Genomic DNA, 14,685 nt, shown 5'->3' on the forward strand with positions numbered 1-14,685 from the left:
GCCCCGCGCAAGCGGTCCATGCACATCCGTTTCGGGACGGTGTGGTCGCGACGGGGGGCGCGAGGTCAGACCGGTGCGGGCGGTCGGCGGGTTCGGGTCCACTCCAGCAGGCCTTCCGCGCTCCAGGTGTTCACGACACGCTCGGTCGCCACCCCGCACTCCGCGGCCCGCTCACAGCCGGTCAACTGCCAGTCCAACTGGCCCGGGGCGTGCGCGTCCGTGTCGATCGCGAACAGCGTGCCGATCTCCGCGGCCCGCCGCAGCAACCGGCGCGGCGGATCCAGCCGTTCGGGCCTGCTGTTGATCTCCACCGCCGTACCCGACTCGGCGCAGGCGGCGAAGACGGCGGCGGCGTCGAACTCCGACTCCGGCCGGGTCCGGCCCGTCACCAGTCGGCCGGTGCAGTGGCCGAGTACGTCCATCGACGGATTGCGCACGGCCGTCAGCAAACGCCGTGTCATCGCCGGGGACTCCATCCGCAGCTTCGAATGGACGGAACCCACCACCAGGTCGACCCGGTCCAACAACTCCTGCTCCTGGTCGAGCGAACCGTCCGCCAGGATGTCGCACTCGATGCCCGTGAGCAGACGGAACGGTTTCCAGCCCTCGTTCAGCTCCGCCACCACCGCCAGTTGCTCGCGCAGCCGCTCCGGCGACAACCCGCGGGCCACCTTCAGACTCGGCGAATGGTCCGTCAGCACCGCCCACTCGTGCCCCAGCTCGGCCGCGGCCCGGGCCATCGCCTCGATCGGACTCCCGCCGTCGGACCACTCCGAGTGCAGGTGGCAGTCCCCGCGCAGGGCCGCCCGCAGCGCGCGGGCCCGCGCACTGGCCGGCGGGCCGTCGGGGTGCGCCGCGACCTCGTCCTCCAGCTTCCGCAGGTACTCCGGGATCTCCCCGCCGAGCGCCTCCCGCACGACCGTCGCGGTCTTCGGCCCGAGGCCCTTCACGGACTCCAGCGAGCCGGCGGCGGCCCGCTCGGCGACCTCCGGCCCGCCCAGGTGCTCCACCGCGGCGGCGGCCGTGCGGAACGCCCGTACGCGGTAGGTCGGGGCCTGACCGCGCTCCAACAGGAAGGCGATCCGGTTCAGCGCGGCGACCGGGTCCATCGGGGGTACCTCCTGAGCCCAGTGTGGCAAGGGACGGCGGAGCGGGCACATCGGAGGATCACGGCGCGGCCGGCGGCACGAGGGAGGCGGTCAGGGTGAACAGGGCCCCGTCCGGGTCGCGGAGCGCGACCCACCGCTCCCGGGTGTTCGACGTGACCTCCGAGACGGCCCGCCCGCCCAGCTCGACCGCCGCCTCGACCGCGGGCTCCAGCAGCGGCACCCGGAAGTGGACGTGCCAGCGGGGCCTGGCGTGCGGACTGTACGAGGCCATCTCCACCGGACCGCTGTTCAGCCGGGCCACGGCCTCCCCGCCGTGTCGCAGCACGACCTGGTCCTCCTCGTACGAGACCTCGCAGCAGCCGGGCCTGCCGGTGGCCCACTCCAGTACCCCGCCGTAGAAGATCGCGGCGTCGAAGGCGTCGCGGGTCCTCAGTTCGAGCCAGGCCGGGGCCCGCCCCTCGTCGGACCGCCAGTCGGTGGAGACGACCCCCTCCCAGATCCCGAACACCGCACCGTCCAGGTCGGCCGCCAGCGCGGCCCTGCCGCCGTTCGGGAAGGACACCGGGCCGACGGCGATCGTGCCGCTGCGCTCCCGGATCCGGCTCACCGCCACGTCGACGTCGTCCACGGCGAAGTACGGCGTCCACGCCACCGGTACCGCCAGATCCGCGGCGAGCGCCCCGATGCCCGCCACCGGCACACCCTCCAGTCGGGCCACGGAGAAGGCGTCGCCGAGGGGGGCCGGGCGGAAGGTCCAGCCCACGACCGCTCCGTAGAAGCGCTGGGACGCCACCAGGTCCCGGGCCATCAGACTCACCCAACAGGGTGCCCCGAACACGTCCCTCGTCGAGATCTTCACCGCTCGCTCCGCCCTTCACCGCCACCGTGGTCGCGCCGTCCGACCACAAGAAGTAGCGCCCCGGCACCCCGGGTGACGCGCAGGCGCGCCTGCCCGGTCGGGTCACCACCAGTAGGCGGGGTACCTCGGGGCCTTGCGCCGGATCCGGGATCCGGCGTATCCGGTGAGGACGAGGAGCACGGTCGAGCCGAACAGCAGCGGAACGAACCGGGCGGCATCCGGGCCCTGGAGCACCACGACGACGGCCGTGGCACAGGCGGGGGAGTGCGGTGTCCGCGCGACGATCAGGAGGGCCAGGGTGACGCCGGCCGCCACGGCGGCGGCCCACGCGCTGCCGCCCGCCGCCGCGAGGACCCCGTACCCGACGGCGGCGCCCAACAGGTGGCCGAGCAGCACCCCGCGCGGCTGGGCCAGCGGCAGGGTGGGCGCGCTGTGCACCAGGGCGGCGCTCGCGGCCAGCGGCGGGATCAGCACCGGTTCGTGGAGCATCGCGCCGATCCCCACCAGGCCGAGGAGCACGGTCGTCGCCGCGCTGACGCTGTGGAAGGCCGCCGCCGCGGTCGGACGGGCCGGCGCCCTGCCGGTGATGATCCGCGGCGTGCGCGGCGCGGGCACGACATCGGCCGCGGGGGTCGGGGGCGTGCCGGGGTACGGCGCGGTGTCTGTGGTCATGTGCGGCAGGGTGTTTCCGATGCGGGCGGCCCGCAGGGGCCGTACGAGGCAGCGGCAGGCGGTGACGTGGGCAGGTGGTGCCCACGACCTTATCGTCCGCCGGTACGACAACCCGCGCGGGGTGGGGCAAAGGGGCCATCGGGCCCGGCGCGCCCCGGCGGATCGTGTATGACTGCCATGGGCACCGGCGCGGTCCCGCCGAGGACGCAGGGAAGGACGAGCATGACGACCCACTCGCACCTCGACGAGGTGCCCGTCGACCTCGACGCGGTGATCGCCGGCGCGCCCGCGGACGCCGGCGGGGCGCTGTGGCGCCTGACCGACACCACCCGCGGGCTCGACTCCAACCTGGTGCGGCTGCGCCCCGGAGCGGTCATCGCGGAGCACGCCGAACCCGTCCTCGACGTGCTGCTGGTCGTCGTCGCGGGGGCCGGCCGGCTCGACACCGGGGGCCGCTCGCACGACCTGCGCCCCCACGTCACCGTTCTGCTGCCGAGGAACAGTCGTCGCACGCTCACCGCGGGCCCGGACGGGGTGGCGTACCTGACCGTCCACACCCGCCGCCCCGGCCTCGGCATCGGCCCGGGCCCCGCCGGCGCTCCGCCCGCCGCCGCCCCCGTCGAGGGCGGTGAAACGGCCTGCCTGCTCCACCGGGTCTGCCCCGACTGCGGCCGACTCGCCCCCGAACGGGACGCCCGGTACTGCTCCCGGTGCGCGAGCCCGCTCCCGGACTGACCGCGCGTCGAATCGGCGCTGTGGGTCGACACGGGGCGGGTCTAGTCTGAAGACATGACGATCATGGGCCCGCACGACCTCGACCACGCCGTCTCCGACGCCGTCCGGGCCCTGCGGGGCGTCGCGCACCTCGACTGGTCCGTCCCGGCGGCGGGCCTGGAGTGGAGTTGCCACGACACCGCCGTCCACCTGGCCGGGGACCTGACGGGATTCGCCGCGCAGCTCGCCGGCCGGGTCACCGACTCTTGGCTGCCCCTGCGGGTCACGGCCGCCCCCGACACCCCTCCCGGCGGGGTCGTCGACCTCGTGGAGGCGAGCGGACGACTGCTCGCGGCCGCCGTGCACGCGGCCGGGCCGGACGTCCGCGCCTGGCACCCGGCCGGCTCGGCGGGCCCCGACGGCTTCGCCGCGATGGGCGCCGCCGAGACCCTGCTGCACTGCCACGACATCCTGAACGGTCTGGGCGCCACTGCCTGGCGGGGCTCCGAGCGGACGGCCGCCCTCGTCCTCGACCGGCTCTTCCCGCACGCGCCGCTGTCCACCACCGGCGACGCCTGGGACTCGCTGCTCGCGGCCACCGGCCGGGCCGACCTCCCCGACCTCGCCCCCCAGGGGAACTGGCGCTGGTACAACGATCCGATCCGCGGCGTCGGCGTCATCCTGTGCGAGATCGGCCCGGAGGCCGCCGCCGACCTGCACTCCGGCGGCACCGGGGGCTTCGCGTGGACCGAGGACGGGCCGGCCGAGGGCACCCGCATCGGCGCCGGGATGGTGGGGCTCGCCCACGAGGTGGGCGAGTACCGGCCGGGCTGGGGCCCGTACGCCATCGTCCGGGCCCGCGACCACCGCGCGATCGGCGGGATCGGCTTCCACGGCGCCCCCGACCCCGACGGCCAGGCCGAGATCGGCTACGACCTCGTCGCCTCCGCCCGCCGTCGGGGCCACGCCACCGAGGCGCTCCGCGCGCTGGCCGGCTGGGCGTTCGAGCAGCCCGGCCTGACCGGATTGCACGCCAGGGTCGACGAGGACAACGCGGCCTCCCACGCCGTGGTCCGGCGGGCCGGGTTCCAGGAGTCCGGTACCGACGACGGCGTGGTCCGGTACCGCCTGAACCCGCTGTAGCCGCGGACGTCCCCGACGATCCCCGAGGGCCTCCCGGGCGGTCGAAGCCCGGGAGACCCCGCCGCCCCTCCGCCGACCATCCGACGGAGAGGAGACGGAGAGGCGACGCGGATCGTCCGGGCGATCACCGGACGGCCGCTCCACGGCCCCTCAGAAGCCGCAGTTGGTCACCCACTTGTGCGAGGAGATCCGGTCGTTCCACTCCCACGGGATGTTGCCCGCGGAACCGTTCGGGGCGCAGGTCGAGGCCCCCGTGTAGCCGATGTGCTCGTAGACGCGGACGTCGCCCAGGGAGCCGGCGTAGCCGTTGTTCCACCAGGACGAGGCCCGGTCGTTCATGTTGTAGCTGCCGCTGCTCCCACAGGTGCGCCAGTCGGAGTCGTTGCCGCTCCAGCCGCAGGACGGGCCGCCGCGGTTGGTGTCCGCCCAGACCCAGTAGTTGCCGTCGGCCGCCACGCCCGCGCTGTCGGCGGGAGCCGCGACCGCAGGGGTCAGCACCGCGGGGACGGCGAACAACGGCGCCGCGAGGGCGCAGGCCAGCATCATCGTGCGGAACTTACGCATGGGAATCTCCTTCTCGGTGGGTGTGTCGTGCCACGACGCGCTCCGCCTTCGGGAGCGCGTCGTTCTGGAACCGTCGCCTCAGGTCGATGTCGTCCTGGTGCTCCGCACGGACTTCCTCGCCGTGGGCACGGTCCAGAGTTCGTGAGACCCGGGCCAGCGAAGTGCCGGTCGCGCAGGTCGCCTCGGTGACCGCCAGCGCGGTCTCGGTGGCATCGGCCTTCCCGGGCGGGACGCCGGCGGTCGCCTCGACCGCGGCCCGGCGGGAGTCGGCCGGGGTGGCGTACGGCCGGCCGGCGGCCCGCATGCAGGCGGACCACTGCCCGACCGCCTCCGTCCAGCGCGCGTCCTCGCGCACCCGCGCCTCCCGGACCGGCCGCAGGTTCATCGTGACGACCTTCACGCGGAACCAGCCGGGCAGGTCCCCGTACAGGGCGCGCTGCGCGTCCGCCACGCACCCCTCGGAGCCCGCCGTGAGGGTCATCCCGGTGGGGGTGGTGGCCGTCAGCCCCACGGGCGAGGCACCCATGAGCGCGGTACGCGCCGCCGCCCGCCGCGGGGCCGAAAGCCCGGCGAAGTAGCGCTGGTTCGGGTCGGCCCGCCGGGTCTCGGCGGCGGCCCGCTCGTCGCGCCCTCCGTAGCCGTGGGCCCGTGCCCACGCCACGTCGTCGACCCCGTACGGGAACGAGCGTTGCGCCTCCCCCTCCCGTGCCGGCTCCGTGACGGCGTACACGAACCCCCGTTCGGCCATGCACGCGCCGATGAGGATCTGCTCGGCCCGTTCCAGCAGCCGGGACTGCGCGGCGCTCGGCTCCCGCGCCGGCCCCGACTCCCGCTGCGAGGCGGTGGATCCACAGCCGCCCAGGGTCAGGGCCGCCGTCAGGGCCGCCGCCGTCATCGTCGTCACGTGTGTTCGGTTCATCCGCGCAGTGCCCCCCTTTCCGGGTGTTCACGGCGGGTTCGCCGTGGTGCCGGAATCAGGTCTAGCCGCCTTCCGTTGTTCGGCGTCGGCGCCCTGGCAGTGAACAAACAATTGCTGAACAATCCACCCCGAAGGGCAGGAATGCACCCAGGGGAAGGGGCCGCGCATGGCACGCAAGGAACGTCCGCTGGAAGGTGGGGACGGGCCCCTGCCGGCGTTCGCCGGCGCCCTGCGCCGGCTGCGCCACGAGGCGGGATCGCCGCCCTACAGGGATCTCGCCGCCCGCGCCCACTACTCCGTCGCCACCCTGTCCGGAGCCGCCGCCGGCCGCCGGCTGCCCAGCCTGGACGTGACCCTGTCCTACGTGCGGGCCTGCGGTGGCGACCCGGGGGAGTGGGAACGCCGCTGGCACGCCGTCGCCGTCGAACTGGCCGTCGAGACCCCGGACCTGCTCGCCGGCGAGGAAGGCTGCCAGGACCCGCCGTACGTGGGGCTCGCCGCCTTCCGCGCCGAGGACGCCGAACTGTTCTTCGGGCGGGAACGGCTCGTCGAGGACCTCGTCGCCACCCTCGCCCGGCACCGCGTCCTCGCCCTCGTCGGAGCCTCCGGAGCCGGCAAGTCCTCCCTGCTGCGCGCCGGACTGCTGCCCAGGCTGTGCGCCGACGCCCCGCGCCGCGCCGTGCGGGTCCTCACCCCCGGCCCGCACCCGACCCGCGCCGTCGCCGAGGCGTTGGGCGGGCGGGACGACCCCGACGCGGGAGAACTCGTACTGATCGTCGACCAGTTCGAGGAGGTCTTCACCGTCTGCGCCGACCCCGGGGAGCGGGCCCGGTTCATCACCGCGCTCGACGGGGCCGCGCGCCGGCCCGGCTCGCGCTGCCGGGTCGTCCTGTGCCTGCGCGCCGACTTCTACGCGCACTGCACCCGCCACACGGAACTCGTCGACGTCCTGCGCGACGCCCAGGTCCTCGTCGGGCCCATGAGCGCCGCCGAACTCCGCCGGGCCGTCGTCGAACCCGCCCGCCGCGCCGGACTCACCGTCGAGGGCTCCCTCCAGGCCACCCTCGTCGCCCACGCGCACGGCCGTGTCGGCGTCCTGCCCCTGCTCTCCCACGCCCTGCTGGAGACCTGGCGTCGCCGCCGGGGCGCCGCGCTCACCCTGGACGGCTTCCGCGCCGCCGGCGGATTCGAGGGCGCCCTCGCCCAGTCCGCCGAAACCCTGTACGCCTCACTCACCGGCCGTCAGCGAGAGCTGGCCCGCCAGGTCTTCGTCCACCTCATCGCCCTGGGAGAGGGCACCGAGGACACCAAACGGCCCGTCGCCCGCGAGGAACTCGACCAGGGCGCCGACACCGACGCCGTCCTCGCCGGGGCGGCCCGACAAAGGCTCCTCACGCTCGGACACGGTCGGGTCGAACTCACCCACGAGGCCCTGATCCGCGCCTGGCCCCGCCTGCGCGGCTGGCTCACCGAGGACCGGGAGCTGCTGCGCCGGCACCGACAGCTCACCGACGCCGCCCGGGCCTGGGAGGGTGTGGGGCGCGACCCCGGCTCCCTGCTGCGGGGCACCCGGCTCACCCTCGTCCGCGACCTCCTCGACACCCCCGGCCCCGCCGGACTGAGCGTCGCGGAAAGGGAGTTCCTCGACGCCTCCGCCGCCGCGGAGGACGCGGCCGGCGACTCGGCGCGCCGCCGTACCCGCCGACTGCGGATCCTCGTCGCCTCGCTCGGCGCCCTCGTGGTGGTCGCCGCGGTCGCCACCGGCAACGCGGTACGGGCCGAGGAGGAGGTCACCCGGCAGCGCAACGACGCCGTCGCGCAGAATCTCGCCGAGACCGCGAGCGGCCTCACCAACACCGAACCGGGCCTGGCCGTCCAACTCGGCCTGACCGCCCACCGGCTCTCGCCCACCACCCGCACCCGCGACAGCCTCCTCAGCACCCTGATGACCTCGTTCCCCGCCCACGCCAAGGAGGTCGTCGCCCTCGCCTACCGACCCGACGGCCGTCAACTCGCCACCGCCGGCGGGGATCGAACCGCCCGGCTCTGGAGCGTCCGCGGTACCGACCGCCCCGTCGCCGTCGCCACCCTCACCGGTCACCGCGCCGCGCTGCGCGCCGTCGCCTACCGGCCGGACGGGCGGATCCTCGCCACCGCCTCCGCCGACGGGAACGTGCGGCTCTGGGACGTCGCGGAGCCCGCCCACCCCACCCTCGCGGCCGAACCCGTCGCCCGGGGCGGCGACGTACGCGCCCTCGCCTACAGCCCCGACGGACACACCCTCGCCACCACCGCCCCCACTGGCGACGTACGACTCTGGGACGTGGCCGATCCCGCCCGCCCCGTCGAGGCGGCGGTCCTGACCGGGCACCGCGACGCCCCGCGCGCCGTCGCGTTCAGCCCGGACGGCCGCACCCTGGCCACCGCGAGCGAGGACCGCACCGTACGGCTGACCGACATCGCCGACCCCGCACACCCCGCGCCGCTGGCGACCGTCGAGGGCCACGACACCACCGTCTTCTCCGTCGCGTTCAGCCCCGACGGCCGCACCCTCGCCACCGCCGGAGGCGGCCACACCTCGGTACGGCTGTGGAACGTCACCGACCGGCACCATCCGGCCCCCCTCGCCACCCTGAGGGGCCACACCGACGTGGTCGGCTCGGTGGTCTTCAGCCCCGACGGCCGCACCCTCGCCACCGCCGGCGACGACCGCACCGTACGGGTGTGGGACGTGGCCCGACCCGCCCACCCGGCCCTGTCGACCACCCTCACCGGGCACGTCACCGCCGTCGGTTCCGTCGCGTTCAGCCCCGACGGGAGCGTTCTGGCGTCGGGCGGCTACGACGACACCCTCCGACTGGCGGGCACCGACCGGGACCGGGCCGCCGCGGGGGCCTGCGCGCACGCCGGGCCGCGGATCAGCCGCGAGCAGTGGACCACCTACATGCCCTACCTGGACTACGCGCCGCCGTGCAGTGGCCTGGAGCGCGGGTGAGCGCCTCCGGCGGCCGGACCGATCGCGTTCCGGCTTGATTCCGCTGCTACTTGAGGTGGACGCGTGGCCCCCCGCAGGTGGACGTGTCCGTCCTCCTCCGAGGTGATGATCCGTCACGAGACGCTGCGTAGCGTCGGGAACATGAATCGTCGCCGCACCGTCACCGTCGCAGCCCTGTGCGCGCTGCTGCTCCCGCTCCCGCTCACCGCCGCGGGAACCTCCGTCGCCGCCGAGGCGCCGGTCGTGTCCGACACGCTCCGGGCACTGCCCGAACTACCGCGCCCCACCGGACGGTTCGCGGTCGGGCAGGACACCCTGCACCTGGTGGACCGGAGCCGCACCGACCCGTGGGCGGGCTCGGGGCCGCGCGAGCTGATGGTGACCATGCGCTATCCGGCCCGGCCCGGCACCGGCGGACCCGTGCGTTACCTCACCGACGAGGAGGCCCGGCTGCTCCTCGTGGACCGGGGGCTCGACAAGGCGATCCCGGTCGCGTCCCTCGCCGGCACGAAGTCCTCCGCCCGTTCCGGGGCCCGCCCGGTCGAGGGTCGTTACCCACTGATCGTCCTGTCGCCCGGGTTCACCGTCCCGCGCGCCACCCTGACCGCGCTCGCCGAGGACCTCGCGTCGCGCGGCTACGTGGTCGCCGCGGTGGACCACGCCTACGAGAGTTCGGGTACCGCCTTCCCCGGCGGACGCGTGACGACCTGCCTGGCCTGCGAGAAGGTCGGCGACGAGGCCGGCTACAAGCGCGTCAGCGACAACCGGGCCCGTGACGTGTCCTTCCTGCTCGACCGCCTCACCGGCCGTCACCCGGCCTGGAACCGCTCCGGCCTGATCGACCGGGACCGCGTCGCGATGGCGGGCCACTCCATCGGCGGAGCCTCGGCCGCCGCCGCGATGGCGGCCGATCCCCGGGTCAAGGCGGGCGTCGACATGGACGGCACGCTGTTCACCCCCGTCCCCGAAGGCGGTCTCGGCGGGCGGCCGTTCCTGCTGCTGGGAGCCTCGGACCACGGCCCCGGCACGGACGCGAGCTGGGACCGCGACTGGCATCGCCTCGACGGCTGGAAGCGCTGGATCAGCTTCGCCGGCTCCGGTCACTTCACCTTCACCGACTGGCCCGCCATCGGGGATCAGCTCGGGCTCCCCGATCCGCAGACCCCGCTGCCCGGCGACCGCTCCGTCGAGCTGACCCGCCGCTACGTCGCCGCCTTCTTCGACCAGCACCTCAAGGGCAAACCCCGCCCCGTGCTGGACGGCCCGTCCGCCGACGCCCCGGAGGTGTCCTTCATCAACCCGTGGGCGCCACGGTCCGCCGCCGGTCGGACCACCGTCACCGGGTGAGGCGCGACCGCGTCGAGGAGGTGACCGCGCGTGTCGCGGGGGTGGCACAGGTCGGTGCGCCACGGGTCGCGAGGGACATGGACGGAACCCCCTCTCGGTGCGTCCCCGGCGGGCGGCAGGGCTCCCGTCCGCCGTCGGGAACCGCACCGCCGCACGGGTCATGAACCTGCGATGCGGCGGCAGGGAGGGGGCCGATTACCCCTGGCCGGACACGTTCGGCAGGATGTGGGGCATGACCGAGATCCGCACCCCCCGCCTCCTCCTCCGCCGCTGGACCGACGACGACCTCGTCCCCCTGTCGGAGATCAACGCCGACCCCGAGGTGATGCGCTGGATCGGCGACGGTTCCACGCTCGACCTGGAGGAGACCGCCGACGCCATCGAGCGCTGGGAGGACGAATGGGACGAGGAGGGCTTCGGCCTCTTCGCGGTCGAGCTGCTGGCCTCCGGTGAGCTGATCGGCGCCGTCGGACTGTCGGTGCCCGAGTGGCTGCCCGAGGTGATGCCCGCCGTCGAGATCACCTGGCGGCTCGGCCGCTCCTACTGGGGCCAGGGCTACGCCTCCGAGGCCGCCCAGGCCACCTTGGAGTTCGCCCTCCAGGACCGGGGCCTCGACCGCGTCATCGCCGTCAACCGGGCGGGCAACGACGAGTCCGAGAACGTGCTGCGCAAGCTCGACATGAACCGGGACCGCGACACGAGCCACCCCGAGTACGCCTCGCTGCTCACCCTCTACAGCATCGACCTGACCGAGTACGAGGCCTGACCGGGAAGGGCCCTGATCAAGGCCGCCCGAGGGGCTCGCGCCCCCGAGAGGGCAAAGAAGGACTTGGGGGAGTCATAAGGTCTGTTTATGGGGTCATAACCAGGGGGCGGGTGCCGGGTTAGGGTGGCCTTAGTTTAGGGTTCCTTTGATCAGTCTGATTTTCGGTCGAAGGGAACCCACTCATGCCTCGCCCTCTGCGGGTAGCAATCGTCGGCGCCGGCCCCGCCGGCATCTACGCGGCAGACGCGCTGCTGAAGTCCGAGGCAGCCGCCGAGCCGGGCGTGTCCATCGACCTCTTCGAGCGGATGCCCGCGCCCTTCGGGCTGATCCGGTACGGGGTCGCCCCCGACCACCCCCGCATCAAGGGCATCATCACCGCCCTGCACCAGGTGCTCGACAAGCCGCAGGTCCGCCTCTTCGGCAACGTCGACTACCCGAACGACATCTCCCTCGACGAGCTGCACGCGTTCTACGACGCCGTCGTCTTCTCCACGGGCGCCACCGCGGACCGCGACCTGCGCATCCCCGGCGTCGACCTCGACGGTTCCTACGGCGCCGCCGACTTCGTGTCCTGGTACGACGGTCACCCGGACGTCCCGCGCACCTGGCCGCTGGAGGCGGAGAAGGTCGCCGTCCTCGGCGTCGGCAACGTCGCCCTCGACGTGGCGCGCGTCCTCGCCAAGACCGGCGACGAACTGCTCCCGACCGAGATCCCCGCCAACGTGTACGAGGGCCTCAAGGCGAACAAGGCGCTGGAGGTGCACGTCTTCGGCCGTCGCGGTCCGGCGCAGGCCAAGTTCAGCCCGATGGAGCTGCGCGAGCTCGACCACTCGCCGACCATCGAGGTCATCGTCAACCCCGAGGACATCGACTACGACGAGGGCTCGATCGCCACCCGCCGCTCCAACAAGCAGGCGGACATGGTCGCCAAGACCCTGGAGAACTGGGCGATCCGCGACATCGGCGAGCGCCCGCACAAGCTCTTCCTGCACTTCTTCGAGTCGCCCGTCGAGGTGCTCGGCGAAGACGGCAAGGTCGTGGGCCTGCGCACCGAGCGCACCGAGCTCGACGGCACCGGCAACGTCAAGGGCACCGGCGCCTTCACCGACTGGGACGTCCAGTCCGTCTACCGCGCCGTCGGCTACCTCTCGGACGAGCTGCCCAAGCTTCCCTGGGACGTCGAGTCCGGCACCGTCCCGGACGAGGGCGGCCGGGTGATCGAGGCCGGCGAGCACCTCGCGTCCACGTACGTCACCGGCTGGATCCGCCGCGGCCCGGTCGGCCTCATCGGCCACACCAAGGGCGACGCGAACGAGACCGTCGCGAACCTCCTTGCCGACCACGCCGGGGGCCGCCTGCTCACCCCGGCCACGCCCGCGCCGGAGGCCGTCGAGGCCTTCCTCGTCGAGCGGCAGGTCCGCTTCACGACGTGGGAGGGCTGGTACCGCCTGGACGCCGCCGAGAAGGCGCTGGGCGAGCCGCAGGGCCGCGAGCGCGTGAAGATCGTCGAGCGTGACGAGATGCTCGACGCGAGCGGCGCGTAACCGAACGCGCGAGGGGGGCCCACCGCCGGTGGGCCCCCCTCGCGCGTCGCGGCGACGGATCAGTCCGTGATGGACGTGATCTTCTTCGTCTTCAGGTCGGCCTGGACGTGGATCCGCGTGGTGTCCCCGCCGCCCCAGGTGAGGGTCACCGTGGCGTTGGTCTTGCCCGCGCCGCTGCCGGTGGAGTCGACCTTCCACCGCGTCGGCACGTTCTGGGCTCGCAGCACCCCGTTCGCGTGGTTGGTCTCCTCCCACTTCTTCAGGTCCGCCTGGAGGGGTGCGGAGAGGTAGAAGGAACGCAGCTGGTCGGCCGTCCTGCCGTCGTGGTCGTAGACCGCGTCGACGTACGAACCGTAGAAGTCCGCGATACGGGTGAACGCGCCCTCCGGGCTGCCCGACACCGACGGCAGCGCGGCGGCGGCCCGCCCGGCGCGCGGGGCGGCCCCGTCCGCGGTCGCCGTGGTGACGAAGGCGAGGGAGAGAGTGGCCACGGCGGCTGCGGCCGTGGCGGTGATCGCGATGGCGGTGCGCCTGCTCACGTGCTTGGACATCGATGGTGCCTTTCCCCGTGGTCCGGTGCGTGCCGACGGGATCCCCGGCACTGCCCTGATCGACGTCACGGGCCCCGGGGTGGTTCTTCATTCCAGCGAAATGGCCGGAAAGTGGACACAACTGGCGGACCGGGCGCTACGCGGGTGATCCGAGGCAGGACAGGGTCGCCGCGGTCAGCGCCCGCACCCCCGCCGGCAGCGCCGTGCGCACGTCCGGCGCGAAGTCCGGCGCGTGGTTCGCCGGCAGCGCGGCCAACTTGGACGCCGCGTCCGCGCCCGGCGCCGCGGCCCAGGCGCCGGGCCCCACCACCCCGAACATCCAATAGGCGAGCCGGACCCCCGACGCCCCGTGCCACTCCCGGCCGGCGTCGCCGAACAGCCCGAAGTCCTCCGTGGCCAGGGTCGGCGGCCACATCGCCACCCGCTCCGCCCCGAACTCCGCCGCGTGGACCCCGCGTACCGCGGCGGTCGTCGCCGGGTCGGGATGGGTGACGGGCGAGGTCGACACCCGCTCGATCTCCGGGTCCCGGGGGCACCCCGACGCCGCGCACTCGGCGCGCACGATCCGCTCCACCGCTCCGGCCGCCCGGGCCAGGGCGGCGTCCCCCGCCGCCCGCACCGTGATCCCCAGCTCGGCCCGGTCCGGCACGATGTTGGCCCGTTCGCCCGCCCGCAGCGATCCGACGGTGACGGCGACCTGTTCGGAGGGGGCGGCCTCACGAGCCACCACCGTCTGGAGCCGGGTGACGACGTGCGCGGCCGTCACCACCGGATCCACCGTCAGGTGCGGGGCGCCGGCGTGCCCGCCCCGACCGTGCACCACGACCCGGAACGTGACGCTCCCGGCCGTCATCGGCCCGTAGCCGTGCGCCACCATCCCCGCCGGCAGCGGGGCCGCGTGCTGGGCCAGTGCCACGTCCGGCACACCGACGCGCTCGTACAGCCCGTCGACGAGCATCGCCCGCGCTCCCTCCAGGGTCTCCTCGGCGGGCTGCCCGACGACCACCAGCGTCCCGCCCCAGGCCCCCGCGTCGGCGCGGGCCAGCAGTTCGGCCGCCCCGGCCGCCGCGGCCAGGTGGAGGTCGTGCCCACAGGCGTGCGCCACCTCGCCCTCGCTCGCGTACGCCAGCCCGGTGGTCTCCCGCACCGGCAGCGCGTCCAACTCCGCGCGCAGCAACACCACAGGCCCCTCACCGCGCCGCAGCACCCCGGCCACGCCGTGCCCGCCGATCCCGCGCGCGGTCCGGTAGCCGGCGGCCTCCAGGCGGTCCGCGAACCGCCCGGCCGTGCGCCGCTCCTCGCCCGACAGCTCGGGATGCCGGTGCAGATCGAGGTGGAACACGGTCAACGGCCTGAGCAGATCGGGAAGTCCGGCGAGGACGGCGGCACGGGTCATTCCCCCATGATCGGCCGATCCGGTCGGATCCGGGGAGACAGGGCGCTGACACTTCCTGTCAGAGAGGTGACAGCGGGAGGCCGGGTGAGGTGACGGCGCGACCGGT

At 74.3% G+C, this 14,685-nt stretch carries 13 protein-coding genes; 6 read left to right on the forward strand and 7 right to left on the reverse strand.

Annotated features, from left to right (window positions below):
* Positions 1-65 precede the first annotated feature (65 nt).
* From ACQEVM_RS13845 to ACQEVM_RS13855, 3 genes are all read right to left on the reverse strand, one after another.
* The gene (locus tag ACQEVM_RS13845) at positions 66-1,109 is read right to left on the reverse strand and encodes a PHP domain-containing protein (RefSeq protein ID WP_433078419.1); all 1,044 of its coding nucleotides are present in this window, start codon (positions 1,107-1,109) and stop codon (positions 66-68) included.
* Positions 1,110-1,167: 58 nt separating this feature from the next.
* Complete coding sequence (locus tag ACQEVM_RS13850; RefSeq protein WP_433079993.1) at positions 1,168-1,917, reverse strand: VOC family protein; 750 nt, start codon at positions 1,915-1,917, stop codon at positions 1,168-1,170.
* A gap of 153 nt (positions 1,918-2,070) precedes the next feature.
* Positions 2,071-2,640 carry an HPP family protein gene (locus ACQEVM_RS13855; protein WP_433078421.1) on the reverse strand — a complete coding sequence of 190 codons (570 nt, stop codon included), beginning with the start codon at positions 2,638-2,640 and terminating at the stop codon, positions 2,071-2,073.
* Positions 2,641-2,862: 222 nt separating this feature from the next.
* Between ACQEVM_RS13855 and ACQEVM_RS13860 the strand changes: the two genes are divergently transcribed.
* On the forward strand, positions 2,863-3,375 hold the full coding sequence (locus tag ACQEVM_RS13860; protein ID WP_433078423.1) for a hypothetical protein: 513 nt from the start codon (positions 2,863-2,865) through the stop codon (positions 3,373-3,375).
* Positions 3,376-3,429: 54 nt separating this feature from the next.
* Complete coding sequence (locus ACQEVM_RS13865) at positions 3,430-4,497, forward strand: GNAT family N-acetyltransferase (protein ID WP_433078425.1); 1,068 nt, start codon at positions 3,430-3,432, stop codon at positions 4,495-4,497.
* A gap of 150 nt (positions 4,498-4,647) precedes the next feature.
* Here the strand turns inward: ACQEVM_RS13865 and ACQEVM_RS13870 are convergent, their stop codons facing one another.
* Positions 4,648-5,061, reverse strand: a complete 414-nt coding sequence (locus ACQEVM_RS13870; RefSeq protein WP_433078427.1) for a peptidase inhibitor family I36 protein — start codon at positions 5,059-5,061, stop codon at positions 4,648-4,650.
* A complete protein-coding gene (locus tag ACQEVM_RS13875) occupies positions 5,054-5,980 on the reverse strand; it encodes a hypothetical protein (RefSeq protein WP_433078429.1) in 927 nt (308 codons plus the stop codon). The genes ACQEVM_RS13870 and ACQEVM_RS13875 overlap by 8 nt, the downstream gene beginning before the upstream one ends.
* A gap of 166 nt (positions 5,981-6,146) precedes the next feature.
* Between ACQEVM_RS13875 and ACQEVM_RS13880 the strand changes: the two genes are divergently transcribed.
* The 4 genes from ACQEVM_RS13880 (at position 6,147) to ACQEVM_RS13895 (ending at position 12,632) form a co-directional block, all read left to right on the forward strand.
* Complete coding sequence (locus ACQEVM_RS13880) at positions 6,147-8,975, forward strand: XRE family transcriptional regulator (RefSeq protein ID WP_433078431.1); 2,829 nt, start codon at positions 6,147-6,149, stop codon at positions 8,973-8,975.
* Between the two features lie 141 nt (positions 8,976-9,116).
* Entirely contained in the window at positions 9,117-10,322 is a 1,206-nt protein-coding gene (locus tag ACQEVM_RS13885; RefSeq protein WP_433078433.1) for an alpha/beta hydrolase family protein, read from the forward strand.
* Between the two features lie 232 nt (positions 10,323-10,554).
* Positions 10,555-11,088: a GNAT family N-acetyltransferase gene (locus tag ACQEVM_RS13890; protein ID WP_433078435.1), complete on the forward strand. Its 534-nt coding sequence runs from the start codon at positions 10,555-10,557 to the stop codon at positions 11,086-11,088.
* A 182-nt stretch (positions 11,089-11,270) separates the two neighbouring features.
* Positions 11,271-12,632 carry an FAD-dependent oxidoreductase gene (locus ACQEVM_RS13895; protein ID WP_433078437.1) on the forward strand — a complete coding sequence of 454 codons (1,362 nt, stop codon included), beginning with the start codon at positions 11,271-11,273 and terminating at the stop codon, positions 12,630-12,632.
* A 59-nt stretch (positions 12,633-12,691) separates the two neighbouring features.
* Here the strand turns inward: ACQEVM_RS13895 and ACQEVM_RS13900 are convergent, their stop codons facing one another.
* Together ACQEVM_RS13900 and ACQEVM_RS13905 are read right to left on the reverse strand one after the other, a co-directional pair.
* On the reverse strand, positions 12,692-13,183 hold the full coding sequence (locus tag ACQEVM_RS13900) for a hypothetical protein (RefSeq protein WP_433078439.1): 492 nt from the start codon (positions 13,181-13,183) through the stop codon (positions 12,692-12,694).
* A gap of 136 nt (positions 13,184-13,319) precedes the next feature.
* Positions 13,320-14,579, reverse strand: coding sequence for an amidohydrolase (locus ACQEVM_RS13905; protein WP_433078441.1), 1,260 nt, complete (start codon positions 14,577-14,579; stop codon positions 13,320-13,322).
* Positions 14,580-14,685 lie beyond the last annotated feature (106 nt).

Source organism: Streptomyces sp. CA-243310 (genome assembly GCF_050936775.1).
GTDB lineage: Bacteria > Actinomycetota > Actinomycetes > Streptomycetales > Streptomycetaceae > Streptomyces.

Coding starts and splice junctions, on each gene's coding strand:
- ACQEVM_RS13845 (WP_433078419.1), bottom strand. CDS start 1,109: ATGGACCCGGTCGCCGCGCTGAACCGGATCGCCTTCCTGTTGGAGCGC.
- ACQEVM_RS13850 (WP_433079993.1), bottom strand. CDS start 1,917: ATGGCCCGGGACCTGGTGGCGTCCCAGCGCTTCTACGGAGCGGTCGTG.
- ACQEVM_RS13855 (WP_433078421.1), bottom strand. CDS start 2,640: ATGACCACAGACACCGCGCCGTACCCCGGCACGCCCCCGACCCCCGCG.
- ACQEVM_RS13860 (WP_433078423.1), top strand. CDS start 2,863: ATGACGACCCACTCGCACCTCGACGAGGTGCCCGTCGACCTCGACGCG.
- ACQEVM_RS13865 (WP_433078425.1), top strand. CDS start 3,430: ATGACGATCATGGGCCCGCACGACCTCGACCACGCCGTCTCCGACGCC.
- ACQEVM_RS13870 (WP_433078427.1), bottom strand. CDS start 5,061: ATGCGTAAGTTCCGCACGATGATGCTGGCCTGCGCCCTCGCGGCGCCG.
- ACQEVM_RS13875 (WP_433078429.1), bottom strand. CDS start 5,980: ATGAACCGAACACACGTGACGACGATGACGGCGGCGGCCCTGACGGCG.
- ACQEVM_RS13880 (WP_433078431.1), top strand. CDS start 6,147: ATGGCACGCAAGGAACGTCCGCTGGAAGGTGGGGACGGGCCCCTGCCG.
- ACQEVM_RS13885 (WP_433078433.1), top strand. CDS start 9,117: ATGAATCGTCGCCGCACCGTCACCGTCGCAGCCCTGTGCGCGCTGCTG.
- ACQEVM_RS13890 (WP_433078435.1), top strand. CDS start 10,555: ATGACCGAGATCCGCACCCCCCGCCTCCTCCTCCGCCGCTGGACCGAC.
- ACQEVM_RS13895 (WP_433078437.1), top strand. CDS start 11,271: ATGCCTCGCCCTCTGCGGGTAGCAATCGTCGGCGCCGGCCCCGCCGGC.
- ACQEVM_RS13900 (WP_433078439.1), bottom strand. CDS start 13,183: ATGTCCAAGCACGTGAGCAGGCGCACCGCCATCGCGATCACCGCCACG.
- ACQEVM_RS13905 (WP_433078441.1), bottom strand. CDS start 14,579: ATGACCCGTGCCGCCGTCCTCGCCGGACTTCCCGATCTGCTCAGGCCG.